We start from the raw sequence: 23506 nt of genomic DNA, 5'->3' as shown, positions 1-23506 counted from the left end.
TGCCGAAGGAATAGGAGTTTTTTATCGTTATGCAGCCAATCATCTCGTTTCAACAATACGGATTCAAATATAAAAACCAGTCGGAGCCTACGCTGAAAGAGATTACGCTGGATATTTATCCGGGCGAAAAAATCTGGATCGCCGGCCCCAGCGGCTCCGGCAAATCGACATTGGCCCATTGCATCAATGGGCTTATTCCCTTTACTTACGGGGGAGAGACCAGCGGCAAACTGTTGATCGCCGGCCAGAACCCGGCGGATTTGACCATTTTTAAGCTAAGCCGGACGGTGGGGACGATTTTGCAGGATCAGGATTCCCAGTTCGTAGGACTTACCGTCGCCGAGGACACGGCTTTTGTGATGGAAAATAAAGCGATGCCGCGCCCGCAAATGAAGCGGGAGGTCGAGGTATCATTAAACAAGGTGGATATGCTCGATTACATCGAGCATAGTCCATATGAGCTGTCGGGCGGTCAAAAGCAAAGCGTATCTTTGGCCGGCGTATTGTCTACGGATGCGGATGTGCTACTGTTCGACGAGCCGCTGGCCAATCTTGATCCGGCCAGCGGCCGCAAGGCGATGCAGTTGATTGACGACATCCACCGCGAAACCGGTAAAACGGTCATCATCATCGAACATCGCGTTGAAGACGTGCTGCAGCAGCCGGTAGACCGCATCGTGCTGATGAACGAAGGCCGGATCGCAGCCATCGGAACACCAGACGAAATTTTATCCTCCGGCGTTCTTCATAGCTACGGCCTTCGTCCGCCGCTTTATGTCGATGCGCTTCAATATGCGGGAATTTCGCTCCAGGGAGTCCGGGGGCTTGAGCGTCCGCAGCGGCTGGACATCCCGGATTTGACCGGTAATCTGGATGACTGGAGCGAGGAATTCGGGACGACAGGGCACCGCCCGCCCGCCGAAGCGCTGCTGGAAGTGCGTGGGGTAACTTTTGGTTATGAGCCGGAGCATCCGGTGCTGAAGGATGTTTCCCTGCGGATCGGCGCAGGGGAAATTGTCGCGCTGCTCGGCAATAACGGGGCCGGGAAATCTACTCTGTCGCAAGTGATCACAGGCATCCTGAAGCCGCAATCCGGCGGACTGCTGTATGGGGGAGAAGATATCGGATCATGGTCGATCCGCCGCCGGGGCGAAGCGATCGGGTGCGTGATGCAAAATCCGAACCGGATGATCACGCAGCATATGATCGCCGAAGAGGTCGGACTTGGGCTCAAAGTGAGGGGCGTGCCGACTGCCGAGATCAAACGGCGCGTAGAGGATGCGCTTAGAGTATGCGGGCTGTACCCCTTCCGCAACTGGCCGGTGTCCGCGCTGAGTTACGGCCAGAAGAAGCGGCTAAGCATCGCCTCCATTCTGGTGCTTGAGCCGAAGCTGATCATTTTGGACGAGCCGACGGCCGGCCAGGATTATCATCATTACAAGGAGTTTATGGATTTTATCGCCTCCTTATCGAGTCAAGGCATCGGTTTTCTGCTGATTACTCATGACATGTATCTCGCCTTGGAGTATGCGGTCCGGGCCGTCGTCTTAAGCGGCGGACGCGTAATTGCCGAAGATACGGTGGCGGCGGTGCTGAGCAATCCGGAGATCACCGAAGCCGCCCATCTGAAGGAAACCTCGCTGTCCCTGTTTGCGAAAGCGAACGGGTTGGCTTCGCCTGAACGGTTCGTGCAGGCATTTATTAATGTAGAGAAAAAGGGGAAGGGCCATGAATAAAACGGGAAGCCTCTATGTGACGGGCAGCTCGCTGTTTCACCGGCTGGATGGAGCGGTCAAGCTGGTGTTGTTTATGGCCTGGACGGTCATGACTTACATGTTTTTGGACCTGCGCGTATTTGTGCCGATGCTGGTTGTTGGCATCGCTTTGCTGATCACCGCAGGCATTCCGTTTAAACGGATGGCGTTTTTGTTTTGGCTGATGATCATTTTTATCCTGCTCAACGGGATTTTCATTTTGCTTATCACGCCAACCTTCGGAACAAGGCTGACAGGAACCGATACACCGGTCATCCCGCTCGGTTACAATACGATCAATGCGGAAACGCTCTTTTATGTATTAACTTTGTCCGCGAAATATTTGACGCTGCTGCCGATTACGATTTTATGCATTTTCACCACGCAGCCCAGCGCCTTTGCAGCCAGCCTGAACCGGATCGGAATCCCTTACAAAATCTCGTATGCGGTCAGCATTGCCCTTCGGTACATCCCGGATTTAAGGGACGAATTCCGCAGCACCTTAAATTCGATGCAGGCGCGCGGCATGGGGATTTCCAAGGAGGACGGAAACGTCATACAGCGTTTGCGCAATCTGGCGGCCGTTGTCGTCCCAGTCCTGCAATCGGCTCTGCATCGTATCGATTCGGTAACCAATGCGATGGAACTGCGCGGATTCGGGACGCAAAAACGCCGCACCTGGTACAGCGGCAAGGATATGGAACCTCTGGACTGGATGTTTGCCGTTCTTGGCGTCGTTCTTCTGGGGGCGGGAATATGGCTGAAAATCAAGGTGCTGACAGGTTTTTGGTACCCTTTTTCATGACGTATTTTCTGCATGGCTTCGGATGAAGGAATCTGGCGAATGCTTGTCATTCGCTCCAGGTTCCTTTTTTAACAACGCAATTTGTATAATCGATCGATAATAACCCGGTACTTTTGTCAATATAAGACATCATGTGTTAAGTTTGTATTGGAGGGGATGTAATGAACCGTATCACGATTTTGATTGCGGACGACGAGCCTGAAATTGCGGATCTGATCGCACTGCATTTAAAAAAAGAAGGTTATCACTGTATCACGGTGCATAACGGGCAGGACGCGATCCAGGCTGTTCATACGCAGCCCGTCGATTTGGCGATTTTGGATATCATGATGCCCAAGTTCGATGGTTACGAAGTGACTAGGCAGATCCGGGAGCAGTATTATATGCCGATTATTTTTTTGAGCGCCAAAGCATCCGATCTGGATAAAATAGAAGGCTTGGTTCGCGGAGCAGATGATTACATAACCAAACCTTTTAATCCGATGGAGATGGTTGCCCGCGTGAACGCCCATCTGCGGCGTACGATGCAGCTGGCGCAAATGGCTGCCGCGAGCAAACCGATCATTGAGGTAGCGGGTTTGATCATTGATCCGGAGCAGCGGAGCGTGAGCTTATACGGCAAAACCGTTGATCTTACCCCGAAGGAATTCGATATTTTGTACCTGATGGCCAGACATCCGAAAAAAGTGTTCAGCGCCGAAAATATATTTGAACAGGTATGGGGCGAGGAATATTTTGAAGGCGGAAATACGGTGATGGTGCATATCCGTACGCTGCGCAAGAAACTCGGCGAAGACAAAGATAAGTTTATTAAAACGGTATGGGGGGTAGGCTATACACTCCATGCGTAAATTCATATACAGCTTTCGCACCCGGATGATATTGCTGCTGATGCTTAGCATGCTGGCATCCGGCGGCATTACCTATGTGCTTTACAAGATTCTGCAGTTCTATTACCGTTCAGAGGTTCTTTTCGAAAATCCGCTGACCAGAATCCGGTATTTTATGCGGGATATCGGCGACGTGAATGCCTTTCTCATCATTTTCATTCCGCTTGCGATCTTGTTTTTTTTCCTGTTTACGAGGTCCTACGCAAGATACTTCAAGGAGATATCCAAAGGGATTCATCATCTGGCGGAAGGGGAGTTTTCGAATCATGTCCGGATTTCTTCAAAGGACGAATTCGGGGCCATTGGGGCCGATATCAATCAGGCGATGCAGAAACTGCAGGAAGCGATTGAAAGAGGGGATTACGCGGAGAGCAGCAAAGATCAGCTCATTCTGAATTTGGCCCATGATTTGCGCACGCCCCTGACGTCTGTCATCGGGTATTTGGATTTCATTCTTCAGGATGATCAGCTCACGCCGGAGCAGAAGCAACATTACACCACGATCGCGTACCAGAAGTCCAAACGGCTGGAGAATCTGATCGAAGAACTGTTTGAAATTGCGAGAATGAATTACGGCAGGCTGCAGCTTGACAAAAAAACGTTTGATCTCAGCGAACTGCTGATGCAGTTAAACGAGGAACTTTATCCTGTTTTCGAGAAAAATAATCTGGAGTCCCGGCTTCAATTAGCCCGGTTTTTGAATATTAACGGGGATGGCGAGTTGCTGGCGCGCGTATTCGAAAATTTGCTGACCAACGCCGTCCGTTATGGAAGCGATGGTCAATATATCGACATTCACGGCTTTAACGATGGGGAGAACGTGGTTGTGCAGGTCATCAACTATGGGGATTATATCGATCCGGAGGAATTACCGCATATTTTTGATATGTTTTATACCGGTGACAAGGCGCGAACGCATCGGCAGGGCAGTACGGGAATTGGCCTGTTCATCACGAAAAATATTGTGGAGCAGCATGAAGGTGCGGTTTCGGCGCAAAGCAGCCCGGTTCGTACGGTTTTTGAGGTGAGATTGCCGAGAGATGCTGAAGCTCAGGAAGCGTAGCCGTACACAAAAAATACACCTATCATTTCGCCTGCTTCTTTTCTTTCATTTTCCTTTGTCAAAAGTGGTTTCCCGAGGAAATTGAAGAACGGAAACGGGCTTTTTAGCGTTAATATGACAAAATTGTAAGCTAATCGTAAGAGAGAACGATGGTAGTCCAGCATTCGCAAGTGATATAGTAATATCAGATTTATCTGTGGCAATTTATGTAATTTGCGAGTGTGGTTCAGGTTGTTGGCATAAGCCGGCATGAAGAAAGATCAGGATCGGGGGTTCAGTATGAAAGGGAGTGGACGTTTAGCCTTGGCCGCTGCTGCGGCGGCATTCATTGCATTGACGATGCTTCAGTCTGCGCACGCGGAAACGGTGGTCAAAGGTTATATTGTGGAATCAAATAAAAACCAATTAAAACTGACCTTGGAGCAGGCGACGAAATGGGCGCAAGAAAACAGCTATTTGCTCAAGACGGCCAATCAAAACGTGGATCGGAACGCGATCATGCTCCGAAGCGCGGCGGATGAACTGAAGCAGGCTACCAGGCGGGATAACCATGAGGATGACGACGATAGCGGGCCGGGTGATGCGGAAGCGGAACGGGCGGCGTTGAAACGATACGAAGCAGCTGCAAGTACATACGAAGAGGCAAAGAAGCAGATTCCCCTTGTCATGGATCAGTTGGAATTCCAAACGATGAAAGCCTATTATGAGGCAATAACGGCGGCCAATAATGTGACAAGCAGCAAAGAGTCTTTGGAGCTTGCGCTTCAGGAAGAGAAAATTGCGCTTGCCAAGGCGGCCCGCGGCAAAATATCCGGGAACGCCAAAGGGAAAGCGGTTCAGGCGCGAATGGATGCCGAGCGAAAACTCGCGGAAAGCGAAGCTGCCTCGCAGAAAGTCGTGGACAATTTAAGCAAACTCATGGGGAGAATGCAGGGGACTGTATACGAACTGGTGGATATACCGACATACAGCAAGCCCAAGGCGCTTGACATCGAGTTACATATCCATGATCTGACATCTTCCGGCAGCCCAGCGTTGTACAAGCAGGAAAATGCCGTGAAACAAGCGATGACGGAGGCATCCTACTACAACGGAACAGCCATCAGCGAATATCAGCTAAAAGCGCTGGACGTGGAAGCGGCAAATATGGAGCTTGCTCATACCAAGGAACAGTTGGCGGAATCGCTAAAAGCCGCTTATTTGAGCATCCAGCAATATCAGGCGCAGTACGAAGAGCTGCAGCGCAATCTTCAGATTGCCCGCGATGAACAGGCGCTTTCCGAAAATAAATGGCGGAGAGGGCTTATTCCCGGCATTGAAGTCAAAACAAACGAGATCAAAGTAAAGCAATTGGAAAGAAAAGTGACGGAACTCGCAATCCAGCAGAAACAAACGGAATTTACATTGTTTAAACCGTGGCTCATGTAAAAAAGTTAAGGGAATATGGAATCAATATTACAATTAGTGCTTGATGCGAAGCGAAAGTAGCGGAGGGGACGAAATCGATCTGAAGAACGATCCGTAACTGCAGCGGTCACCCCGCGCAATGTAAAGAACTAATTTAGTATTGAGCCGGAACATGAAATGATGAATTTGGAGGAAAACGGCGTGCTTGAAATCGATGATAATCAGTCATTAACCACTCTGAGGCGGCAGCGAAGAAAACGGTGGATTTGGATTGTGGCTGCGATCGTTTTGTTATGCGGAATCGGCATCTTTATCTATTTTGAAAAAGCCCCCAAACCTGTCGAAGCACCCCCGAATGAAACCGTCAAGGTTGAGCAGGGAGATGTAACGGATACGCATAACGTGGCGGGCGTCGTCCAGGCCACCAAAGAAGTGAACCTGAACTTTACCAGCGCAGGGACAAGCAAGCTGATCAAGGTGAACGTCAAAGCCGGAGACAGCGTGAAGGCCGGGCAGATCCTGGCGCAGCTTGACGATTCGGAAGCGAAGATGCAGATCAAAAGCGCGGAATCCAATTTGGAGATTGTCAAAGCGAAGTTGGTCGAGGTGAAGAAAGGCGCCAAGCCAAGCGAAATTGAAACACAAAAAGAGAATGTTCTGAAGGCGAAAATGGCATTGGACAGCGTGAATGACCCATTTGCCTTGAAGGAAGCAGAGAACCAGAAAGCGGCGGCCAAGGCAAATCTGGATAAAGCCAAGCAGGCCCTTTCGGAACCGGGCGAAAATGCCGCATTAAAGGAAGCGGAGCAGCAAATCGCAGCGGCGAAATCCAATTTGGATAAAAGCCAGAAGGAATATGACGACCAGTCCTATCTGTTTGGCCTTGGAGCCGTTTCATTGAACGAAACGACGGAGGCTGAGCGGAATCTGGAAAAAGCCAAAATTGAACATACGAACGCCGAACTGCAGTATGCCAAAGCGCAAACGGCCTTGCAGGATGCACTGGATAAAGCTCAAAAAGAGTACGACAACGCGGAGCTGCAGTACGAGAAAACAGTGACGAAAGGCAAGCAGGCGGAAGAGGAAGCCGAGCTTTCATACCAATCCGCCTTGAAGGGTTTAAAAAATGTCGAAGCTCCGCCAGAGGTCTCCGCGGTAATGTCGGCTGAAGCTGCCGTACAGCAGGCGGAAGCGGATCTGAAACAAAAGAAAAGCGAGCTGTCCAAGCTGCAAATCACCGCTCCGTGGGACGGATTGATTTTGAAGGTGAACGGGGACGTCGGGACAAGTCCGACCGCTCCATTTATCGTCATGAACAATTCGAACTCCAACCAGTTGAAGGTGCTGGCCAAAGTAGACGAAACCGAAATTGCGAAAATGAAAACCGGGCTTAAAGCGGTCATGCGTACGGATTCATACCCTGACAAAGAGTATGAGGGCAAAATCACCTTCGTTTCACCGCAAGCCGTGACGGACTCAGGGGTAACGACTTACAGCGTGGAGCTTTCGATTCAGGATCCGGAAGGAACGCTGAAGACAGGGATGAATATGCAGATATCGGTGGAACTTGCTACGCATAACAACGTGATGTATATCCCTTTGGCTGCGCTGCAATCGGAAGGCGGCCAAGACGGCGTGTATCTGGCGTCCGACCCGGCTCATCCCGAAAATTACACGTTCCAGCCCGTCGAAATCGGTATTTACACAACTGACCGCGTGGAAATTAAATCAGGCGTGAAAAAAGGAGCCACCGTCGTTATACCGGCCGTACCTCCTGCGGAAAACGCAGATTTCGGCGTCCCAGTCGGTTAGACGGGCAGACGTGTAAACACGAATAAGGGGGAGCGTATGAAAACGGTAATCCAAATCGAAGACATGAAAAAGATATATCATGTAGGGGATCAGAAAATAGAAGCTCTCCGCGGGGTAAACCTGACCATTTGCGAAGGGGAGTTTGTAGCTATTATGGGTCCCTCCGGGTCGGGAAAATCGACGATGATGAACATGATCGGTTGTCTGGATCGGCCGACCTCTGGAAAATACAATCTCGACGGCTATTCGATTCTGGAGGCGAAGGAGCATGAGCTGGCGATCATTCGAAATCAAAAACTCGGGTTCGTATTTCAAAAGTTTCATCTCCTTCCGCGGGCAACGGCGCTGGCCAATGTGGAGCTGCCGATGATGTACGCGGGAGTTCCCGCCAAGGAACGCCGCAGAAGGGCGACCGATGCTTTGATTCAGGTAGGGCTCGGGGACAGGCTTCAAAATAAACCAAGCGAACTGTCGGGGGGACAGCAGCAGCGGGTGTCCATCGCGCGGGCGCTCGTAAATCATCCGGTGATTTTGCTGGCGGACGAACCTACGGGCGCTCTTGACAGCCGAACAAGCATGGAAATCATGGAGATCTTCCAAAGGCTGAACGACCGGGGAGTAACCATTTTGCTTGTCACGCATGAAATGGAAACGGCGGAATATGCCAAACGGTTAGTCGATTTCCGTGGCGGCGCGATCGAAGGTTCGAGGGTCATCATGAACCGCAGACTGGCGGCGGAGGAAACGGGCAGATGAATGTAATGGAAATCGTGCGCGTGTCGCTTGCGAGCCTGCTGGCCAATAAACTCCGCTCCCTGCTGACCATGCTGGGGATCATCATCGGGGTCGGAGCGGTTATCGCGATCGTAGCCATCGGCAAAGGCTCAACGGCCAGCATTGAAAAAGAAATTAAGAGTATGGGCAATAACGTGATCTTTGTTTATTCTTACGTTCCGGATTATTCCGAAAACGGAAGAAATTCTTATGAGGCCAGCCGGATGACACTGGATGACGTTCAAAGGATTGAAAAACTGGACACCGTAGCCGGCGTGGCTCCTAAAGGAGCTTCAGCCAGCGCGAAGGTGGCTAGAGGACCTCAGAATTACGATATTCAAGTCGAGGGAACCTTAAAGCGGTTTGACCGGGTATTCGGATTTAAATTCGCGCAAGGCAGAAATTTTACCCAGTATGAGATTGAGCACGGAATGAATGTGGTTATTCTTGAAAGCGAGGCCGCGAAACGTCTGTTTTCCGGAGACAAAGGGAAATTAATCGGCCAGACGATCCAGATCAACCGGATTCCGTACGCGGTTATCGGCGTGCTTGAAAAATTGAACAGCTTTAACACCCAAAACGATCAGTTATATATACCTATTACGACGATGAAAAAACGGTTTGGTGCGAAAAAATTCGACATGATGTATATTTCAGCCAAAACACCGGAACTGATCGACAAAGCAAGCAGCGATGTCGGAGAATCGCTCCGGCTTCAGCATAAGATGAAGCCGAGCGAAGCCAGGAATTTCAGAATCGAAACCCAAAAGGAATATTTGAAGTCGGCCCAGGGCGTCAACCGGATCATGACCAATCTGCTTCAAGGGGTTGCGGCGATATCCTTGCTGATCGGAGGCGTCGGCATTATGAACATTATGATTGTGTCCGTGACGGAAAGAACGCGCGAAATCGGGATACGCAAGGCGATCGGGGCGGGGCGCGGACATATTATGACACAGTTTCTGGCCGAAGCGGTTATACTTAGCATGCTGGGTGGGGTGATTGGCATTATGTTCGGCATCGGAGCGGCGGCTTTGCTTGAGAAATTCGCCGATTTGCCGATTCTGATTACGCTTCCGCCCATCCTGCTGTCCTTCCTTAGCGCGGTGGGGATCGGCATCCTGTTTGGCGTGTATCCGGCCTATAAGGCTTCGCGTTTGAAACCGATTGATGCGTTAAGTTACGAATAAATGCAGGGAAGTCCATTTCATAATGGATTCAAACAGCCATTGGCATTATGAAATTGACTTGGGATACCGGAATTATGGTACATTAATACCAAGTTCGAAAGATCGGGAGTTGGATGACTTGTTGCATAAATTCGGTTTTTCCCAGTATGAAAGCAAAGTGTATGAAACATTGGCGGCTACGGTGCAGCCCCTGGATGCATCCATGATCGTAAAGCATTCCGGCGTGCCCAAAGCCAAAATTTACGAGGTTATATCCCGAATGGTAGATAAAGGGATGGTGCTGGAATCGATCTCGGAAAAGAAGAAACTGTACACGGCGCTGCCGCTCCCGCTGGTCATCGAGAAGTTGACCTCCGAGTTTCAATCCGACATCAAGGAACTGGAGCGGCAAAAATTACAAAAAGAAATCGTGGACGACCGGGTCTGGAGCTTAAAAGCGGATACCTCCATTGAAGCCCAGATCCGGCAGATGCTGCTTGATGCCGGAGACTCGATTCGATTTTCGTCCTGGAAGGATGATTTTCAGCTCTATTTGCCCATTTTGGAGGAGAAGGAACGGGCTGGGGTACGGGTAGAAGCGCTTGCTGTCGGCGAAATCCAGAGCAGTCTGAAAAGCCTGGTTATCATGGAGCCAAGTAGGGAACATGTTACGCTTGAACGTTTCAGATTGCTTATCGTCGACGATGCGGAAGTGCTTTTTGCGGGCGTGGAGGAAGAGGCCTGGCAGGCGATCAAAACGAGAGCGCAGCCGTTTGTGCGCTTTTTTACGGATTATTTCCACCACGATATTCTATTGAGCAAAATCACAACCAAATACAAGGATATTATGCTGAACGACAAAGAAATTATGACCCAGCTGATGCAGCTGCGGTATTAATTCCGGTCTGTGAAGCCTAAGGCGGATAGAAGAGACTCTATCCGTCTTTTTGTATTTGCGCTTTAGGCGGAATGCGGGGTTTCTTCGATGATGGAGCGGTCTGTCTTCATTGTAAGTACAACGGTAAACGATTTTCTTCTCTGAAATTTGGGCTTGATGATCTCGTGCATATAAGTTACCATTACGGTAGTAACCAAATGAGACATCTTAGAGAGGGGAACGAACCGGCGTATGAACTTTAGAATATATATTTTGGCAATTGCCTGTTTTGTGGTAGGGATGGTTGAGCTGATCGTAGGCGGAATTCTGGATTTGATCTCCAAAGATCTGCATATTTCCTTAAGCTCTGCCGGGCAGTTGATCACGCTGTATTCCATTATTTTTGCCGTATCGGGCCCGCTGCTGCTGGCGGCGACTGCGCGCATGGAGCGGAAAAAGCTGTACCAATGCGCCTTGCTCGTATTTATCTTCGGAAATTTGCTGTCTATTGTCAGTCCCAATTTAGTGACGATGCTGATTGCAAGGATTTTATCCGCGGCAAGCGGGGCGCTGATTACCGTCATGTCGATCACAATGGCTGCGCAAATGGCGGAGAAAGAATATAAGGCCAGAGCAATCGGCGTTATTTTCATGGGCGTGAGCGGTTCTTTGGTACTTGGCGTACCGTTTGGGATGATGCTTGGCAATTCGTTTGGCTGGCGCGCCCCATTTGTAATGATCACTTTGCTGGCAGTTGTATCGCTCGTGGCAATTCGAGTCTTTATCCCCCGCACCACACCGGAGGTACAAGTTCCGTTGCGGCGGCAGTTGGCTTCACTGAAAAGCGGAAAAATCATTTCCGCACATTTGATTTCGATTTTGATGTTGACGGGGCATTTGACGCTCTATGCGTATTTGACGCCTTTTCTTCAGGAAATGCTGCATTTGAGCCCTTCCGCGCTCAGTCTGTTTTATTTGATATTCGGAATCGCTGCGGTAACCGGCGGCGGTTTTGGGGGATGGGTTACGGATAAATTCGGTGCGGAAAAAAGCATTTTGGGAATCGTGAGCATTTTTGCCATTGTGATGTTTCTGATGCCGCTCTCGACCTTTTCGGCAGTTGTCTGCCTTATCGTTATGATCGTCTGGAGCGGCCTCAGCTGGTCGATCTCGCCGTCGCTGCAAAGTTACCTGATCCAATCCGCGCCCGAATCGGCCGATATCCAGCAAAGCTTGAACAGTTCGGCTTCGCATATCGGCATCGCGCTGGGCTCGGCGATCGGAGGAATCGTCATCGAAGGCTCATCGGTATATTACAATGCGTGGGTCGGTGTTGTTTTCGTCATATTGGCGCTGGTTTCCGCGCTGTTTTCGATCAAATGGAGCGGGCGCGGCAAGGCTGCCGATCATGCGGCGACACGTACGCTTCAATAAGCAGCTTTGCGGAGACAAAAATGCAGCATCGAGTTTTGCAGAGTGGAAGTTTTATTGTCCCGATTTCCTGCAGGGAGGGGGATTTTATTTGGCGAGCCGGATGGGTAAATGCATAATGAATATAATCGCAAAAAACGGCGTGCAAATGTGCACGCCGTTTTACATATTGAATGTATGATTGCTTTTCAATTCTTAGGAGTTTCTTTGTACGCAGCCTCGGATGACCTCGTTTATCTTGCCATCCATCCGCCATCCACGCAAAGGACATGTCCGTTGACATAATCCGAAGCGGAGGAAGCGAGGAAAACGGCTGCGCCTTGAAGATCGGCAGGCGTCCCCCAGCGTCCGGCAGGGATGCGCTCCGTGATCGAGGCTTTGCGCTTGTCATCGGCCAAGATCGGCGCAGTGTTATTCGTTTCCATGTAACCTGGCGCGATGCCGTTGACTTGGATGCCGCTTCCGGCCCACTCGTTGGCGAAAGCTTTGACGAGGCCTGCTACGCCGTGTTTACTTGCCGTGTAACCCGGAACATTGATTCCGCCCTGATAGGACAGCATCGAGCAGATGTTGATGATCTTGCCGCTGCCGCGTTCAAGCATATGTCTGCCGGTGATTTGCGAAAGCAGGAACACCGTGTTCAGGTTGATGTCGATCACATCATACCAGTCTTTATCGCTGTGATCTTTGGCCGGTGTCCGGCGGATGATGCCTGCGTTGTTGACGAGGATATCGATATGTCCAGTCAGAGACAACGCTTGATCAAAAACTTCCTGCAGTTTCGATGCATCGCTCAAATCGGCGTCAATGTCAAGCGCTTTGCGTCCTATTGCTTTGACTTTATCGACGGTTTCTTGGGAAGAGCCGCGGGATACGCTTACGATATCGGCGCCTGCTTCAGCCAGTCCGAGGGCGATGCCTTGTCCCAAGCCGCCGGATCCACCGGTTACTAATGCTGTTTTACCTTCCAAATTAAAAAGTTTCATACAATCATCCGCTCCTTGGTAATAGGTGGGGGATCAATGGCCGCCGCTCAGCTTGATTGGAATACCTGCTTTGCGGTACTCCGCAAGCATGGCTTCCGGCAGCCCATCGTCCGTAATCAAACAGTGTATCTCTTGCAGCTGCGCAAATGTGCGAAGCGCGGTCTGCCCGAATTTATGGTGGTCGATCACCGCAATGGTTTCCCGCGCGGTATCGATCAATGCGCGTTTGAAATCAATCAATTCTCCGGTGTAAACGGAAAGTCCGTGCTCCAAATGTATGCCGGTTGCGGAAATGAACGCTTTTTGAATATTCAGCTGCTTGACATACGCTACGGCTTCGGGACCGGTAAGAATGTTGCGGACCCGGTAACCTCCGGGAACCACGAGATTAATTTTATCTTTTTTGGAAAGTTCGCTGATGATATGCACATCGTTGGTGATGACCGTGTACTGTTGATTAGGCATGTGGCGGGCGATCTCCAGCGTCGTGCTGCCCCCGTCAAGCGCGATGATGTCACCCGGAAGAATCCGCTGCATGGCTGCCGCCGCGATGCTTTTTTTCATATCCAGGTGTTTGGTAATCGGTTCCTTTGACGGCAAGATGCCAAATTGATCCGCTTGGGCCAGAACGGCGCCGCCATGAACGCGGCGGATCAACCCTTGTTCTTCCAGTTTGGTCAAGTCTTCGCGGATGGTTTTTCCCGTCACCTTCAAGATTTCGCTTAATTCGATCACGGTAACTTCTTTGTTCGTCAGCAGGACTTCCATAATTTTCTCGTGCCGCAGTATCGGGTTCATGAACAAGCCTCATTTCAAATCAGGGTAAAAAGAACGAATATGTTTATTTTAATTCTTTTATGTCAACCGGGTCCATATCGGAATAAATTTTGTTGTCGCCGGCCATACCCCAAATAAATGTATAATTGCTTGTGCCTACACCGCTGTGGATCGACCAGCTTGGCGAGATGACGGCCTGTTCGTTTCTCATCACGATATGGCGCGTTTCGTTCGGTTCACCCATCAAATGGATCACAACCGCATCCTCCGGCAGGTCAAAATACATATAAGCTTCCATCCGGCGAGGATGGACATGGGCAGGCATCGTATTCCACATGTTCCCCGTTTTGAGCAGTGTCATACCCATAACCAGCTGCGAGCTTTGAATGCCGTCCTGATGGATGAAACGGTAAATCGTACGCTCGTTGGAATTCGTAATTGAACCCAGATCAGCCGACTCTGCTTCCGCAAGCGTTGCTTTATGAGTTGGATAGGATTGATGGGCAGGAGCCGAATTCAGATAGAATTTGGCCGGCTGCGCGGAATCCACGCTCTTGAAAACAACCTCTTTGTTGCCCATGCCGACAAACAGGCATTCTTTATGATCGAGTTCGTAATCTTTGCCTTCCACAACGACGATGCCTTTTCCACCGACGTTGATGATACCGATTTCACGGCGTTCCAGGAAGAAGGAGACGCCCAGTTCTTTCAGATCTACTTCCAACTTGACGTCTTCTTTCACCGGGAAAGCTCCACCGATGATCAGACGGTCTTCATGCGTCAGCACCATCTCCAGACGGTCAGGCGTAAACAGCACCGGAATATGGAATTCTTCGCGCAAACGCGCCGTATCAAATTGTTTTACTTCCCGTGGATGTGAGGCATATCTTCTTTCCACATTAAACACTCCCTTTATGTTCATTTATGTTCATATCGTTCATATACGTTCACATTAGCTCTTTTTTATGTTTTTGGCAACCCTCTTTTTAGTTTTTAGATATCAGAAGATGGAATTCCGTTAGAAAGGCGCAAAAATTGGAAAGCCTATGGATGAAGACCTATGAATAACAATGGATCAGGTTCAAATCATAGAAATCTGGGAGCGGGCAGCGATTCAAAAAGAACATTTCACCCGGCTTCCTCCTTCCGTTCATAATCATTGGTTCGACTTATATAGATTTAGATCGATAAATATAAGATGAATCGATATCTAAGTTCAAACACTCGATATAAATCCATTTTGAAATTGATTCAGGGTACAACCTTTTTCAGACAGCTGAGTCATGTGAAATAGAGGAAAGCCTGCGAAAGTACATCCTTTTCAAGCCTTTGATGGCGTGCAACGCGAAATTGTTGCGAAAGTGCACTAATTGAATCATGAATCATCTGCTTATGCTCAAAAGGTGGAAAAAGGATGCATTTTTGCAAGCTTCCTAGCCATAATTGTCTGGAAAAATAGAAATAGTTGCACTTTTGACACTTTTTCAACTTACCAGATGGAAGATGGAGCGGGCAGTTCATCCATGTTTATCTATAGAAAATAAAAAAACTAAAATTTTATGGATTTTAGTGTCCTTGGTGGATGTACAAAACGAAAAAAAGATGCTACATTGATGATAGTTAATCTCTTGTATATCAGGGTTTTATGAAATATCCAAGTCCACTGTGAATAGACACTTGTATGTTTAGGAGGGATTCCCTATGTCCAGTCATGCACTCGACCGGTTTTTAACGGAAAACATTGAGGCTTTAAAAAGCAAAGGGCTCTACAACGTCATTGATCCGCTTCAAGGTCCGAACGGACCGACCATTCAGATTGACGGCAAAACGCTGATTAATCTGTCTTCCAACAATTATTTGGGATTGGCTACCGATGAGAGACTGGTCGATGCTTCGATCCAAGCCGCGAAGAAATACGGTGCCGGAGCAGGCGCGGTCAGAACAATTAACGGGACGATGGATCTGCATCTGGAACTGGAACGGAAGCTGGCAGAGTTCAAGCATACCGAAGCGGTAATTACGTACCAGTCGGGTTTTAATTGCAATATGGCGGCCATTTCCGCAGTCATGGATAAAGACGACGCCATTTTGTCGGATGAGCTGAATCATGCTTCGATCATTGACGGATGCCGCTTGTCCAAGGCCAAAATCATCCGCTTCAACCATTCGGATATGGAAGATCTGCGAAAGCAGGCCAAGGCTGCGAAGGAATCCGGTCTTTACAATAAAATCATGGTTATTACGGACGGGGTCTTCTCCATGGATGGCGATATCGCCAAGCTGCCGGAAATTGTGGATATAGCCGAAGAGTTTGATTTGATCACTTATGTGGATGATGCCCATGGTTCCGGCGTTTTGGGCGGAGGGGCAGGTACGGTGAAACATTTTGGCTTGTCGGACCGGATCGACTTCCAAATCGGCACGCTTTCCAAAGCGATCGGCGTGGTTGGCGGATACGTGGCAGGCAAGAAAAATCTGATCGAATGGCTGAAGCTGAGAAGCCGTCCATTCCTGTTTTCGACTGCGATGACGCCGTCATCAGCAGCCGCATGCATGGCCTCGGTGGATATTTTGATGAATGATAAGACCTTGCTGAAAAAGCTGTGGGAAAACGGCGATTTCCTGAAAAGCGAGCTGAAGAAGCTCGGGTTCGATGCAGGCCACAGCGAAACGCCGATCACGCCTTGCATCATCGGAGATGAAGTGAAAACCCAGGAATTCAGCAAACGCTTGTATGAAGAGGGCGTATATGCCAAAGCGATCGTATTCCCGACGGTGCCGAAAGGAACCGGACGCATCCGCAATATGCCTACGGCTGCCCACAGCAGGGAAATGCTGGAGCAGGTGATTTCGGTCTACGAGAAAGTGGGCAAGGAACTGGGAATTATTTAACCCAGCCTGCCGGGAAGCCAAGGGGAGGAAAAGCGATGAAAAAGATTCTGGTAACGGGAGCATTAGGTCAGATCGGTTCCGAATTGGTCGCTAAGTTAAGATATTTGTACGGCGCCGACCAAGTCATTGCCACCGACATTCGAATGTCGGGACATGAGATCACCCGATCAGGCCCGTTTGAAACGTTGGATGTAACCGATGGAAAAGCCATGTTTGAGATCGCTAAACGGCATCAGGTGGATACGATGATCCACCTGGCAGCCTTGTTGTCAGCAACGGCGGAAGAAAAACCGCTCCTTGCCTGGAATTTGAATATGGGCGGACTGGTTAACGCACTTGAAGTGTCGAAAGAGCTTGGCTGCCAGTTCTTTACGCCCAGCTCGATCGGCGCGTTTGGACCGTCGACGCCCAAAGAGCAGACACCGCAGGAGACTATACAGCGTCCGACAACGATGTATGGCGTGAATAAAGTATCCGGAGAGCTGCTGTGCGACTACTATTTCCATAAATTCGGGCTGGATACCCGAGGACTCCGGTTTCCGGGCCTCATTTCCTATGTGACCCCTCCCGGCGGAGGCACAACCGACTATGCCGTCGAGATCTATTATGAGGCGGTCAGCCATGGACGTTATACTTCGTTTATCGGTAAAGGAACTTTCATGGATATGATGTATATGCCGGATGCGCTGGAGGCCATCGTGCAGCTGATGGAAGCGGATGCATCGAAGTTGAAGCACCGGAACGCCTTTAATGTGACCGCCATGAGCGTAGATCCGGAAGCGATAGCAGCATCGATCCGCAAGCGGATACCTTCCTTCAAACTGGAGTATGCGGTGGATCCGAAGAGACAGGCTATCGCCGAAAGCTGGCCGGATGCGATCGATGCATCCGCTGCAGCGGAAGAGTGGGGATTTAAGGCCAAATATGATCTCGATGCGATGACCGCGGATATGCTGAATCAGCTTGGAGCGAAAGAAATGCTTGCGCGGAAGGCATAATAACTGGAAACGTATATCAAGTGGTCTATCAAGCGTTTACTAAGCATACAGGATGCCATTTTGTCAGAAAACCCTTTAGAGGCCTGCCTTGTTCATTAGAATGAGGCGGGCCTTCTTGGCTTTTTGGAGGTATGCCGGGAAATCCGGGGATTCACCAAGAGAGCTATAAGCAGGCAATATCCAGTAGGATACGCAATTGTGATATCACGACCGCTTATCCCTGCAAAATGTTTGGGAAGGTCCCAGGAGCATGGACATTGAAGCGATAGTTTGCCCTTTGGAAGTGCGGGGTGAATAAATGGTGAGGGAATATGTGGAAGTGGCTGCCTGCAGCCTCTATAATAGGCTTAAGCCCCGGGATTTTGACCAGGGGTTAATTTATGGGAGACAGGGGGATGGAATGATCCATGATTCAATTTTCTAAGCCGAATGTGGAGCAATTTTTCCAGACATATCGTATCTCTACCTTTGCCATAAGCCAAGACGAATCGCGGCTGGTGTTCAGCAGCACATTAAACGGCAAATTTAATTTATGGGCCATGGATATCGGCGGAGAGACGGGTTATCCTTATCCGCTTACTTACAATGACCAGATGTGCGGCTTTATCAAGCTCGATCCGCAGGGCAGACATATTCTGACGGCATTTGACCGTGACGGCGATGAAAACTACCAGATGCATGCTTTGAGATGGAATGGCGGCGAGCCGCAGCCGCTCTTTGCCGGTATTCCTCCGGAAGAAAAACATCATTTCCTGCATTTATCCGAAGACGGGAAACGGATCTATTATTCGACGAACAGAGAAAATCCAAATTTCCTCAACTCCCGCGTATTCGATTTGGAATCCGGGGAAGACCGGCTGCTTATAGAAGGCAAGGGCACGGTAACCGTAATTTGCGCCGTAAGTCAGGACGAGAAAAGGTTCGCTTTTGTCAAAGAATATGCCAACACGCATTATGTGAGCTACATCCAACTTGAAGATGGTCAAGAGATTTGTCTCACTCCGTCTCCGGATGAAGTCCATACTTCAGGCGGCGTACAGTTTCTGGATGGGGACAACGTCATATTCGCCACGGATTATGACTCGGAATTTGCATATATGGCGCATTACGATATCAAGGAACGAACATTCAAGCGTTTATGCGAGATCGACAGTGAAACGGTCGTGATGCTCAAATACCACAAAGATTCGCGCACGGTTTATATCGTTACCGAAAAAGGCGTCCAAGACCATCTGTATGCGTATGCTCTGGACACCGGCGAATTGAAAGCGATTCCGCTGCCTGTTGATATTCTGGAGCAGATTGTAGTAGCACGCTCAGGCAACCTTTATATGTTGGGACGCGGAGCCGCAAAACCTTATAACATTTACCGTTTTGACGGAAGCCGCTGGACCATGCTGACCCAAAACGTGGTGACAGGCCTGACCGAAACGGATCTGATTGTTCCTGAGGTGATCACATACCGCTCTTTTGACGGGATGGAAATTGAAGCGCTGCTTTTCCGTGCCAAAGATGAGACGGCCAACGGTTATACCGTATTTTGGCCGCATGGAGGTCCCCAGGCTGCGGAACGGAAGCAGTTCCGTTCCATGTTCCAATACATCATTGCGGAGGGCTACAATATTTTTTGCCCGAACTTCCGGGGCAGCACCGGATACGGAAGTTCGTTCGCGAAGCTGGTGGAGCAGGATTGGGGCGAAGGGCCCCGCAAGGATTGTTTGGCAGCCATGGATTGGCTGTTTGAACAAGGCATTTCCAGCCGGGATCGCCTGTTTGTGATGGGAGGCAGCTATGGCGGGTATATGACGCTGCTGCTTGCCGGAAGGAATCCGGAATATTTCAAGGCGGCTATCGATATTTGCGGCGTCAGCAATCTGTTCACTTTTTATCATTCGGTACCGGAAGACTGGAAGCCGATCATGGGGCAGTGGCTTGGCGATCCCGAACGGGACCGCGAGCGTTTTATCAAGGATTCGCCGATTACCTATCTCGACAAGATGGTAAATCCGCTGCTCATTATCCAAGGCGCCAACGACCCGCGTGTCGTCAAGGCCGAATCGGACCAACTCGTGGAAGAGCTACGGGCCAAAGGCCGCGATGTGGAATATATCGTGTTTGACGATGAAGGGCATGGCATAATGAGAAAAGATAACGAAAAGATTGCCTATGCGCGTATGGTTGAGTTTATGAACCGCTGCCGGCAGGCGAAAATCCAAGTTGAGAAGTAAGTATTGGCGGTGAGCATGCCAAGAGGCCGAACCCCGGAAGGTTCGGTCTCTTTTCAGTTCGGGGGAGCAAACTTTTGAAGCTTGAATTCCGATCATGAAAATCGAAAATAGGAATGTGAAACGCAAATCTTGTTTTTTATTACAAACAGGGTTCAGTTTCTTAATTTGGTATAATATTTGCATGCTATATATATAATTTGATATAATCAACCGAAGCAATAGCATAAAAGTATGTGAATAATGGGACAGACTGGAAGTGGGATAATGCAGTCACACCAAAAGCCGTTATATATGATCATCAAGGATGACTTGAAAGAAAAGATCCTTGCCGGTGAATATAAAGAAGATCAGCAGCTTCCGACCGAAATGGAGCTTGCCGAGCAGTTTGGCGTCAGCCGGATCACATCCAAAAGGGCTCTGATCGAGCTGGACCGCGAAGGCTTGATTTACCGCAAACGGGGCAGCGGGAGCTACGTCAAGAAACGGGAAGCGAAAGGGAGCCCGTTCGAAACGGGGGGCACGGGCACGACGGCGCCGATCATTTCGATGATCCTTCCTTACATGGCGACGGGAGAGCTCGATTTCATCAAAGGCGCCACCGATTATTTGGATACGAAAGGTTATTATTTGAGCATCCATAACAGCAATTGGAGCAAAGATCGGGAGCGGGAGTTTCTGCTCCGGATTCCGAAAAACGGTTCGAGCGGGATCATCCTGTATCCAATCAGCACGATCAGCAACAACGATGTGCTTAATGCGCTGCACTGGAACGATTTTCCGCTCGTATTGATCGACCAATACATAGACAGCCTCCCGGTAACCAGCGTGGTTTCCGATAATGCGGGCGGCGGCTATATGGCGGCCAAACGGCTCGCCGAGCTCGGCCATGAGCGGATCGCTTTTGTATCCAGCATCAGCATCGAATTCAGGAGCTCGGTTCGCGACCGGTATCAGGGGTACTGCCAAGCGCTGCGGGAATACGGATTGAGCATCGATCCGGAGCTGGTCATTACCGACTTTTACCGCGAAGCCGACAGAGAAGGGAGCAACATCTTTTATCCGAAGCTGATCGGCAAAATGATGGAGCTTGGCGTGACGGCGATTCAGGCCGAGCATGACCATCTCGCGGTCGAACTGCTGAGAAGCAGTTTGGACATGGGCATCCGGGTTCCGGAGCAGCTGTCCATTGCCGGTTTCGACGACCATATGATCTCAAGCCTTGTCGAAGTGCCGCTCACGACGATTGCCCAGGATTACGGCGAAATCGGCCGGAAGGCGGCGGAGCTGATCGTCAGCCGGATCGAAGAACTAGACAAAAGCCCCGAGCGGGCGCTGGTCCCGGTCCGGTTTGTCGAGCGGGCATCCACCTCGATTTTATCGGAGAAAGCTGCAGAAACAGGAACAAGCATAACGTAAAAACGAAGAGGCCGTCCCACACGGGGCGGTCTTTTTGCGAAGATATAAGAAAGTATAAGCTTCGGAGCCTCCGCTTCCTTATATCGCAAGAAAAACTTCTGCTAATCGCGGTCTGTCTTCTGTGAAAGTACGTCGATAGACGTTTTTCTTATATCGTAAAGCATAAACTTCCGGGATACCTGCAAAGTAATCGGATAAGCTTCAAAGGCCAGGCGTCACTCCGTACTTTTGCTCCGCAAAAGCGCCCCTCCGTGAGAGGCGCCCGGACTTCTTTCCGATACTTTTTGTGGGGTTATTTGTGTGTAAGCAGGTAAATGGTCCGAACGAAGATGGTTTTCAATTTTAGATATAATTAATATGATTAAGAATATAAATAAGATATATTCACTATTTACAAAATATAGGCGGAATATTATAATAACTCGTGTAAGCGGTATAAATGATATATCTAATATGGTATATAAAGCTGATATTTCTGGTTTTCTTTTCAGAATCTGATGCGTATCGCTTATTATTCAATTCTCTTTATGTAAGCGCATTCTTTCTTGCGGATACCGCAATGAACAAAGGGGTGATCGGTTTTATTGCTTTAGGTTTCATTGGCATTTCTGTGTTCAAGTTCAACAAGGCGCGGGTCAAGAAAATATTAGCTCCATTCGATTGCCCAGCATAGCGTAACGACGGCCATTATTTCGCACATTTGATTTGTTATTTTTTTGATCCGCGCCAATCTAATCCGAAACGGAAAATGGGGGATGAATGCATGAAAAAGATGAAGGGACTCTCCATGCTGCTCGCAATCATGCTGTTTGTGTTTACTATTGCGGGATGTTCGGGCGGCAGCAGTCAGGAAAATGGTTCCAATGACAGCAATAAAGCCGTGCAGCAAGAGCCTGCGAAAGAAGACGGGAAAGAGAAGGAGAAAGAGCAGGCTGCCGCGCCGGAAGAACAAAAAATCGACCTGGGCGGCGACACGATCAAGATCGGGGTATGGTACGACGATGCCGATCCAAGGCAGTCAAAAGATAAGAGCCCCGGGGAAGAAGAGCAAATCAAACTGATCGATGCAGTCGAAAAGAAATACAATTGCAAAATCGAATTCGTCAAATTCGGGGATTACAACAAATACGTAGAAAACTTCACCACGACCTCTCTCTCCGGCACGCCGTTTGCCGACATTGTCCTGCTGGAACTGTTCTGGGCGTTTCCGACGCTTGCGAACAAAGATTTTATCGTTCCGGTTGACGACAAACTTAATTTGAATGATCCGAAATACATCGGCTGGATGAAAAACGGGGGAAGCTTCAAAGGCAAGCAATACGGCATGACCGACTCCTCTCCATCGCCTTACGGCATTTTTTACAACAAAACGCTCGTGAAAAAACTGGGTCTCGAAGATCCATTCGAACTTCAGCAAAAAGGCGAATGGACCTGGGAGAAATTCCGCGACTTCGCCAAAAAAGCAACAAAAGACACCAATGGCGACGGGAAAACGGATATTTACGGCATCGCGGGCGCTTACGGCAAAATCAACTCCTTTACGGAACAGATCATTTACTCCAATAACGGCAGGGTAGACAAGGACGCGAGCGGCAACATGAAGTTCTCCCTGGACGGCGAAAATGCAGTTGAAGCGCTTCAGTTCGTATCCGACCTGTACAACAAAGACAAATCCATCATGCAGCCGATTCCGGAAGACGCAAACAAGGAATTCGTTGCGGGCAAAGGCGTCATGTACGGCGGTTTCAGCTGGGAACTGGGCGGACTTCTCGACAATATGAAAAATCAGGAGCTCGGCTTCGTGTTTTTCCCGAAAGGTCCAAAATCGGATAAATACGTCTCTTATACGCCTTTCGGCAACATGTTCATGGTGGCCAAATATTCGAAGCATGCCGATGTAGCCGCCAAAATTATGGATGAAATCAGCCTCCATGATACCGGCCGGAAATTGGCGCAGCAGTCATGGGAAAGCTCCTACCCGAACAAGGAATCGCTGGAAACGCGCAAAGCCATGGCTGACAGCATCGATTACATTTCCTATTACGCCATCCCGGACGGAGAGAAGCTGTTTGAAGGCGTCGTGAAGGACATCACCACAGGCAAAATCTCTCCTTCCACTGCCGTTGACAAAGTAAAACCGCAATTCGAAGCCAACATCAACAAGCTGCTTCAGGACAGCAAATAAGATCCCGGCAGCTAAAGAACTCGGAAGGCGAGTGCCCCTGCC

General features: G+C 49.5%; 18 protein-coding genes. 15 read left to right on the top strand and 3 right to left on the bottom strand.

What is annotated here, in order from left to right; all coding sequences use genetic code 11:
* Window positions 1-29: 29 nt before the first annotated feature.
* The 10 genes from L6442_RS23415 (at window position 30) to L6442_RS23370 (ending at window position 11985) form a co-directional block, all read left to right on the top strand.
* Window positions 30-1736: an ABC transporter ATP-binding protein gene (locus L6442_RS23415; protein WP_212979705.1), complete on the top strand. Its 1707-nt coding sequence runs from the start codon at window positions 30-32 to the stop codon at window positions 1734-1736.
* A complete protein-coding gene (locus tag L6442_RS23410; RefSeq protein WP_212979704.1) occupies window positions 1729-2559 on the top strand; it encodes an energy-coupling factor transporter transmembrane component T family protein in 831 nt (276 codons plus the stop codon). The genes L6442_RS23415 and L6442_RS23410 overlap by 8 nt, the downstream gene beginning before the upstream one ends.
* Before the next feature lie 161 nt (window positions 2560-2720).
* Window positions 2721-3410, top strand: coding sequence for a response regulator transcription factor (locus tag L6442_RS23405; protein WP_212979703.1), 690 nt, complete (start codon window positions 2721-2723; stop codon window positions 3408-3410).
* On the top strand, window positions 3403-4512 hold the full coding sequence (locus L6442_RS23400) for a sensor histidine kinase (RefSeq protein WP_212979702.1): 1110 nt from the start codon (window positions 3403-3405) through the stop codon (window positions 4510-4512). Before L6442_RS23405 ends, L6442_RS23400 begins: the two co-directional genes overlap by 8 nt.
* A gap of 279 nt (window positions 4513-4791) precedes the next feature.
* On the top strand, window positions 4792-5940 hold the full coding sequence (locus tag L6442_RS23395; RefSeq protein ID WP_212979701.1) for a TolC family protein: 1149 nt from the start codon (window positions 4792-4794) through the stop codon (window positions 5938-5940).
* Window positions 5941-6096: 156 nt separating this feature from the next.
* On the top strand, window positions 6097-7731 hold the full coding sequence (locus L6442_RS23390; RefSeq protein ID WP_237100057.1) for an efflux RND transporter periplasmic adaptor subunit: 1635 nt from the start codon (window positions 6097-6099) through the stop codon (window positions 7729-7731).
* Window positions 7732-7767: 36 nt separating this feature from the next.
* Window positions 7768-8487: an ABC transporter ATP-binding protein gene (locus L6442_RS23385; RefSeq protein WP_194232712.1), complete on the top strand. Its 720-nt coding sequence runs from the start codon at window positions 7768-7770 to the stop codon at window positions 8485-8487.
* Window positions 8484-9695, top strand: a complete 1212-nt coding sequence (locus L6442_RS23380; RefSeq protein ID WP_212979700.1) for an ABC transporter permease — start codon at window positions 8484-8486, stop codon at window positions 9693-9695. Before L6442_RS23385 ends, L6442_RS23380 begins: the two co-directional genes overlap by 4 nt.
* Window positions 9696-9813: 118 nt before the next feature.
* Window positions 9814-10572, top strand: coding sequence for a TrmB family transcriptional regulator (locus tag L6442_RS23375; protein ID WP_212979749.1), 759 nt, complete (start codon window positions 9814-9816; stop codon window positions 10570-10572).
* Window positions 10573-10803: 231 nt separating this feature from the next.
* Window positions 10804-11985 (top strand): MFS transporter, encoded by a 1182-nt coding sequence (locus L6442_RS23370; RefSeq protein ID WP_212979699.1) that lies wholly within the window; start codon window positions 10804-10806, stop codon window positions 11983-11985.
* Between the two features lie 230 nt (window positions 11986-12215).
* Here L6442_RS23370 and kduD read toward each other — a convergent pair whose 3' ends face one another.
* The 3 genes from kduD to kduI are packed head-to-tail and all read right to left on the bottom strand — an operon-like array spanning window position 12216 to window position 14643.
* On the bottom strand, window positions 12216-12968 hold the full coding sequence (gene kduD / locus L6442_RS23365) for a 2-dehydro-3-deoxy-D-gluconate 5-dehydrogenase KduD (RefSeq protein ID WP_212979698.1): 753 nt from the start codon (window positions 12966-12968) through the stop codon (window positions 12216-12218).
* Between the two features lie 33 nt (window positions 12969-13001).
* Complete coding sequence (locus tag L6442_RS23360) at window positions 13002-13766, bottom strand: DeoR/GlpR family DNA-binding transcription regulator (RefSeq protein ID WP_194232706.1); 765 nt, start codon at window positions 13764-13766, stop codon at window positions 13002-13004.
* Between the two features lie 43 nt (window positions 13767-13809).
* The gene (gene kduI / locus L6442_RS23355; protein WP_212979697.1) at window positions 13810-14643 is read right to left on the bottom strand and encodes a 5-dehydro-4-deoxy-D-glucuronate isomerase; all 834 of its coding nucleotides are present in this window, start codon (window positions 14641-14643) and stop codon (window positions 13810-13812) included.
* Between the two features lie 803 nt (window positions 14644-15446).
* Here kduI and L6442_RS23350 point away from each other — a divergent pair.
* The 5 genes from L6442_RS23350 to L6442_RS23330 all read left to right on the top strand — a co-directional run bounded on the left by L6442_RS23350 (window position 15447) and on the right by L6442_RS23330 (window position 23464).
* Window positions 15447-16637: a glycine C-acetyltransferase gene (locus L6442_RS23350; RefSeq protein WP_194232704.1), complete on the top strand. Its 1191-nt coding sequence runs from the start codon at window positions 15447-15449 to the stop codon at window positions 16635-16637.
* Window positions 16638-16672: 35 nt separating this feature from the next.
* Window positions 16673-17635: an L-threonine 3-dehydrogenase gene (locus tag L6442_RS23345; protein WP_212979696.1), complete on the top strand. Its 963-nt coding sequence runs from the start codon at window positions 16673-16675 to the stop codon at window positions 17633-17635.
* 407 nt (window positions 17636-18042) lie between these two features.
* Complete coding sequence (locus L6442_RS23340) at window positions 18043-19863, top strand: S9 family peptidase (RefSeq protein WP_212979695.1); 1821 nt, start codon at window positions 18043-18045, stop codon at window positions 19861-19863.
* A 264-nt stretch (window positions 19864-20127) separates the two neighbouring features.
* Complete coding sequence (locus tag L6442_RS23335; protein ID WP_237100056.1) at window positions 20128-21279, top strand: GntR family transcriptional regulator; 1152 nt, start codon at window positions 20128-20130, stop codon at window positions 21277-21279.
* A gap of 763 nt (window positions 21280-22042) precedes the next feature.
* Window positions 22043-23464, top strand: a complete 1422-nt coding sequence (locus L6442_RS23330) for an ABC transporter substrate-binding protein (RefSeq protein ID WP_212979693.1) — start codon at window positions 22043-22045, stop codon at window positions 23462-23464.
* Window positions 23465-23506 lie beyond the last annotated feature (42 nt).

This window comes from Paenibacillus azoreducens (assembly GCF_021654775.1).
Taxonomy (GTDB): Bacteria; Bacillota; Bacilli; order Paenibacillales; family Paenibacillaceae; genus Paenibacillus_AQ; species Paenibacillus_AQ azoreducens.
Note: the sequence above shows the minus strand (reverse complement) of the source record. Positions and strands in the feature narration are given on the sequence as shown.

What these genes read in the sequence shown, in the direction of transcription:
- L6442_RS23405 (WP_212979703.1), top strand. Translation starts at nt 2,721, where the DNA reads ATGAACCGTATCACGATTTTGATTGCGGACGACGAGCCTGAAATTGCG.
- L6442_RS23380 (WP_212979700.1), top strand. Translation starts at nt 8,484, where the DNA reads ATGAATGTAATGGAAATCGTGCGCGTGTCGCTTGCGAGCCTGCTGGCC.
- kduD (WP_212979698.1), bottom strand. Translation starts at nt 12,968, where the DNA reads ATGAAACTTTTTAATTTGGAAGGTAAAACAGCATTAGTAACCGGTGGA.
- L6442_RS23400 (WP_212979702.1), top strand. Translation starts at nt 3,403, where the DNA reads ATGCGTAAATTCATATACAGCTTTCGCACCCGGATGATATTGCTGCTG.
- L6442_RS23335 (WP_237100056.1), top strand. Translation starts at nt 20,128, where the DNA reads ATGCAGTCACACCAAAAGCCGTTATATATGATCATCAAGGATGACTTG.
- L6442_RS23350 (WP_194232704.1), top strand. Translation starts at nt 15,447, where the DNA reads ATGTCCAGTCATGCACTCGACCGGTTTTTAACGGAAAACATTGAGGCT.
- L6442_RS23330 (WP_212979693.1), top strand. Translation starts at nt 22,043, where the DNA reads ATGAAAAAGATGAAGGGACTCTCCATGCTGCTCGCAATCATGCTGTTT.
- L6442_RS23360 (WP_194232706.1), bottom strand. Translation starts at nt 13,766, where the DNA reads ATGAACCCGATACTGCGGCACGAGAAAATTATGGAAGTCCTGCTGACG.
- L6442_RS23385 (WP_194232712.1), top strand. Translation starts at nt 7,768, where the DNA reads ATGAAAACGGTAATCCAAATCGAAGACATGAAAAAGATATATCATGTA.
- L6442_RS23415 (WP_212979705.1), top strand. Translation starts at nt 30, where the DNA reads ATGCAGCCAATCATCTCGTTTCAACAATACGGATTCAAATATAAAAAC.
- L6442_RS23395 (WP_212979701.1), top strand. Translation starts at nt 4,792, where the DNA reads ATGAAAGGGAGTGGACGTTTAGCCTTGGCCGCTGCTGCGGCGGCATTC.
- L6442_RS23340 (WP_212979695.1), top strand. Translation starts at nt 18,043, where the DNA reads ATGATTCAATTTTCTAAGCCGAATGTGGAGCAATTTTTCCAGACATAT.
- L6442_RS23390 (WP_237100057.1), top strand. Translation starts at nt 6,097, where the DNA reads ATGATGAATTTGGAGGAAAACGGCGTGCTTGAAATCGATGATAATCAG.
- L6442_RS23345 (WP_212979696.1), top strand. Translation starts at nt 16,673, where the DNA reads ATGAAAAAGATTCTGGTAACGGGAGCATTAGGTCAGATCGGTTCCGAA.
- L6442_RS23410 (WP_212979704.1), top strand. Translation starts at nt 1,729, where the DNA reads ATGAATAAAACGGGAAGCCTCTATGTGACGGGCAGCTCGCTGTTTCAC.
- L6442_RS23370 (WP_212979699.1), top strand. Translation starts at nt 10,804, where the DNA reads ATGAACTTTAGAATATATATTTTGGCAATTGCCTGTTTTGTGGTAGGG.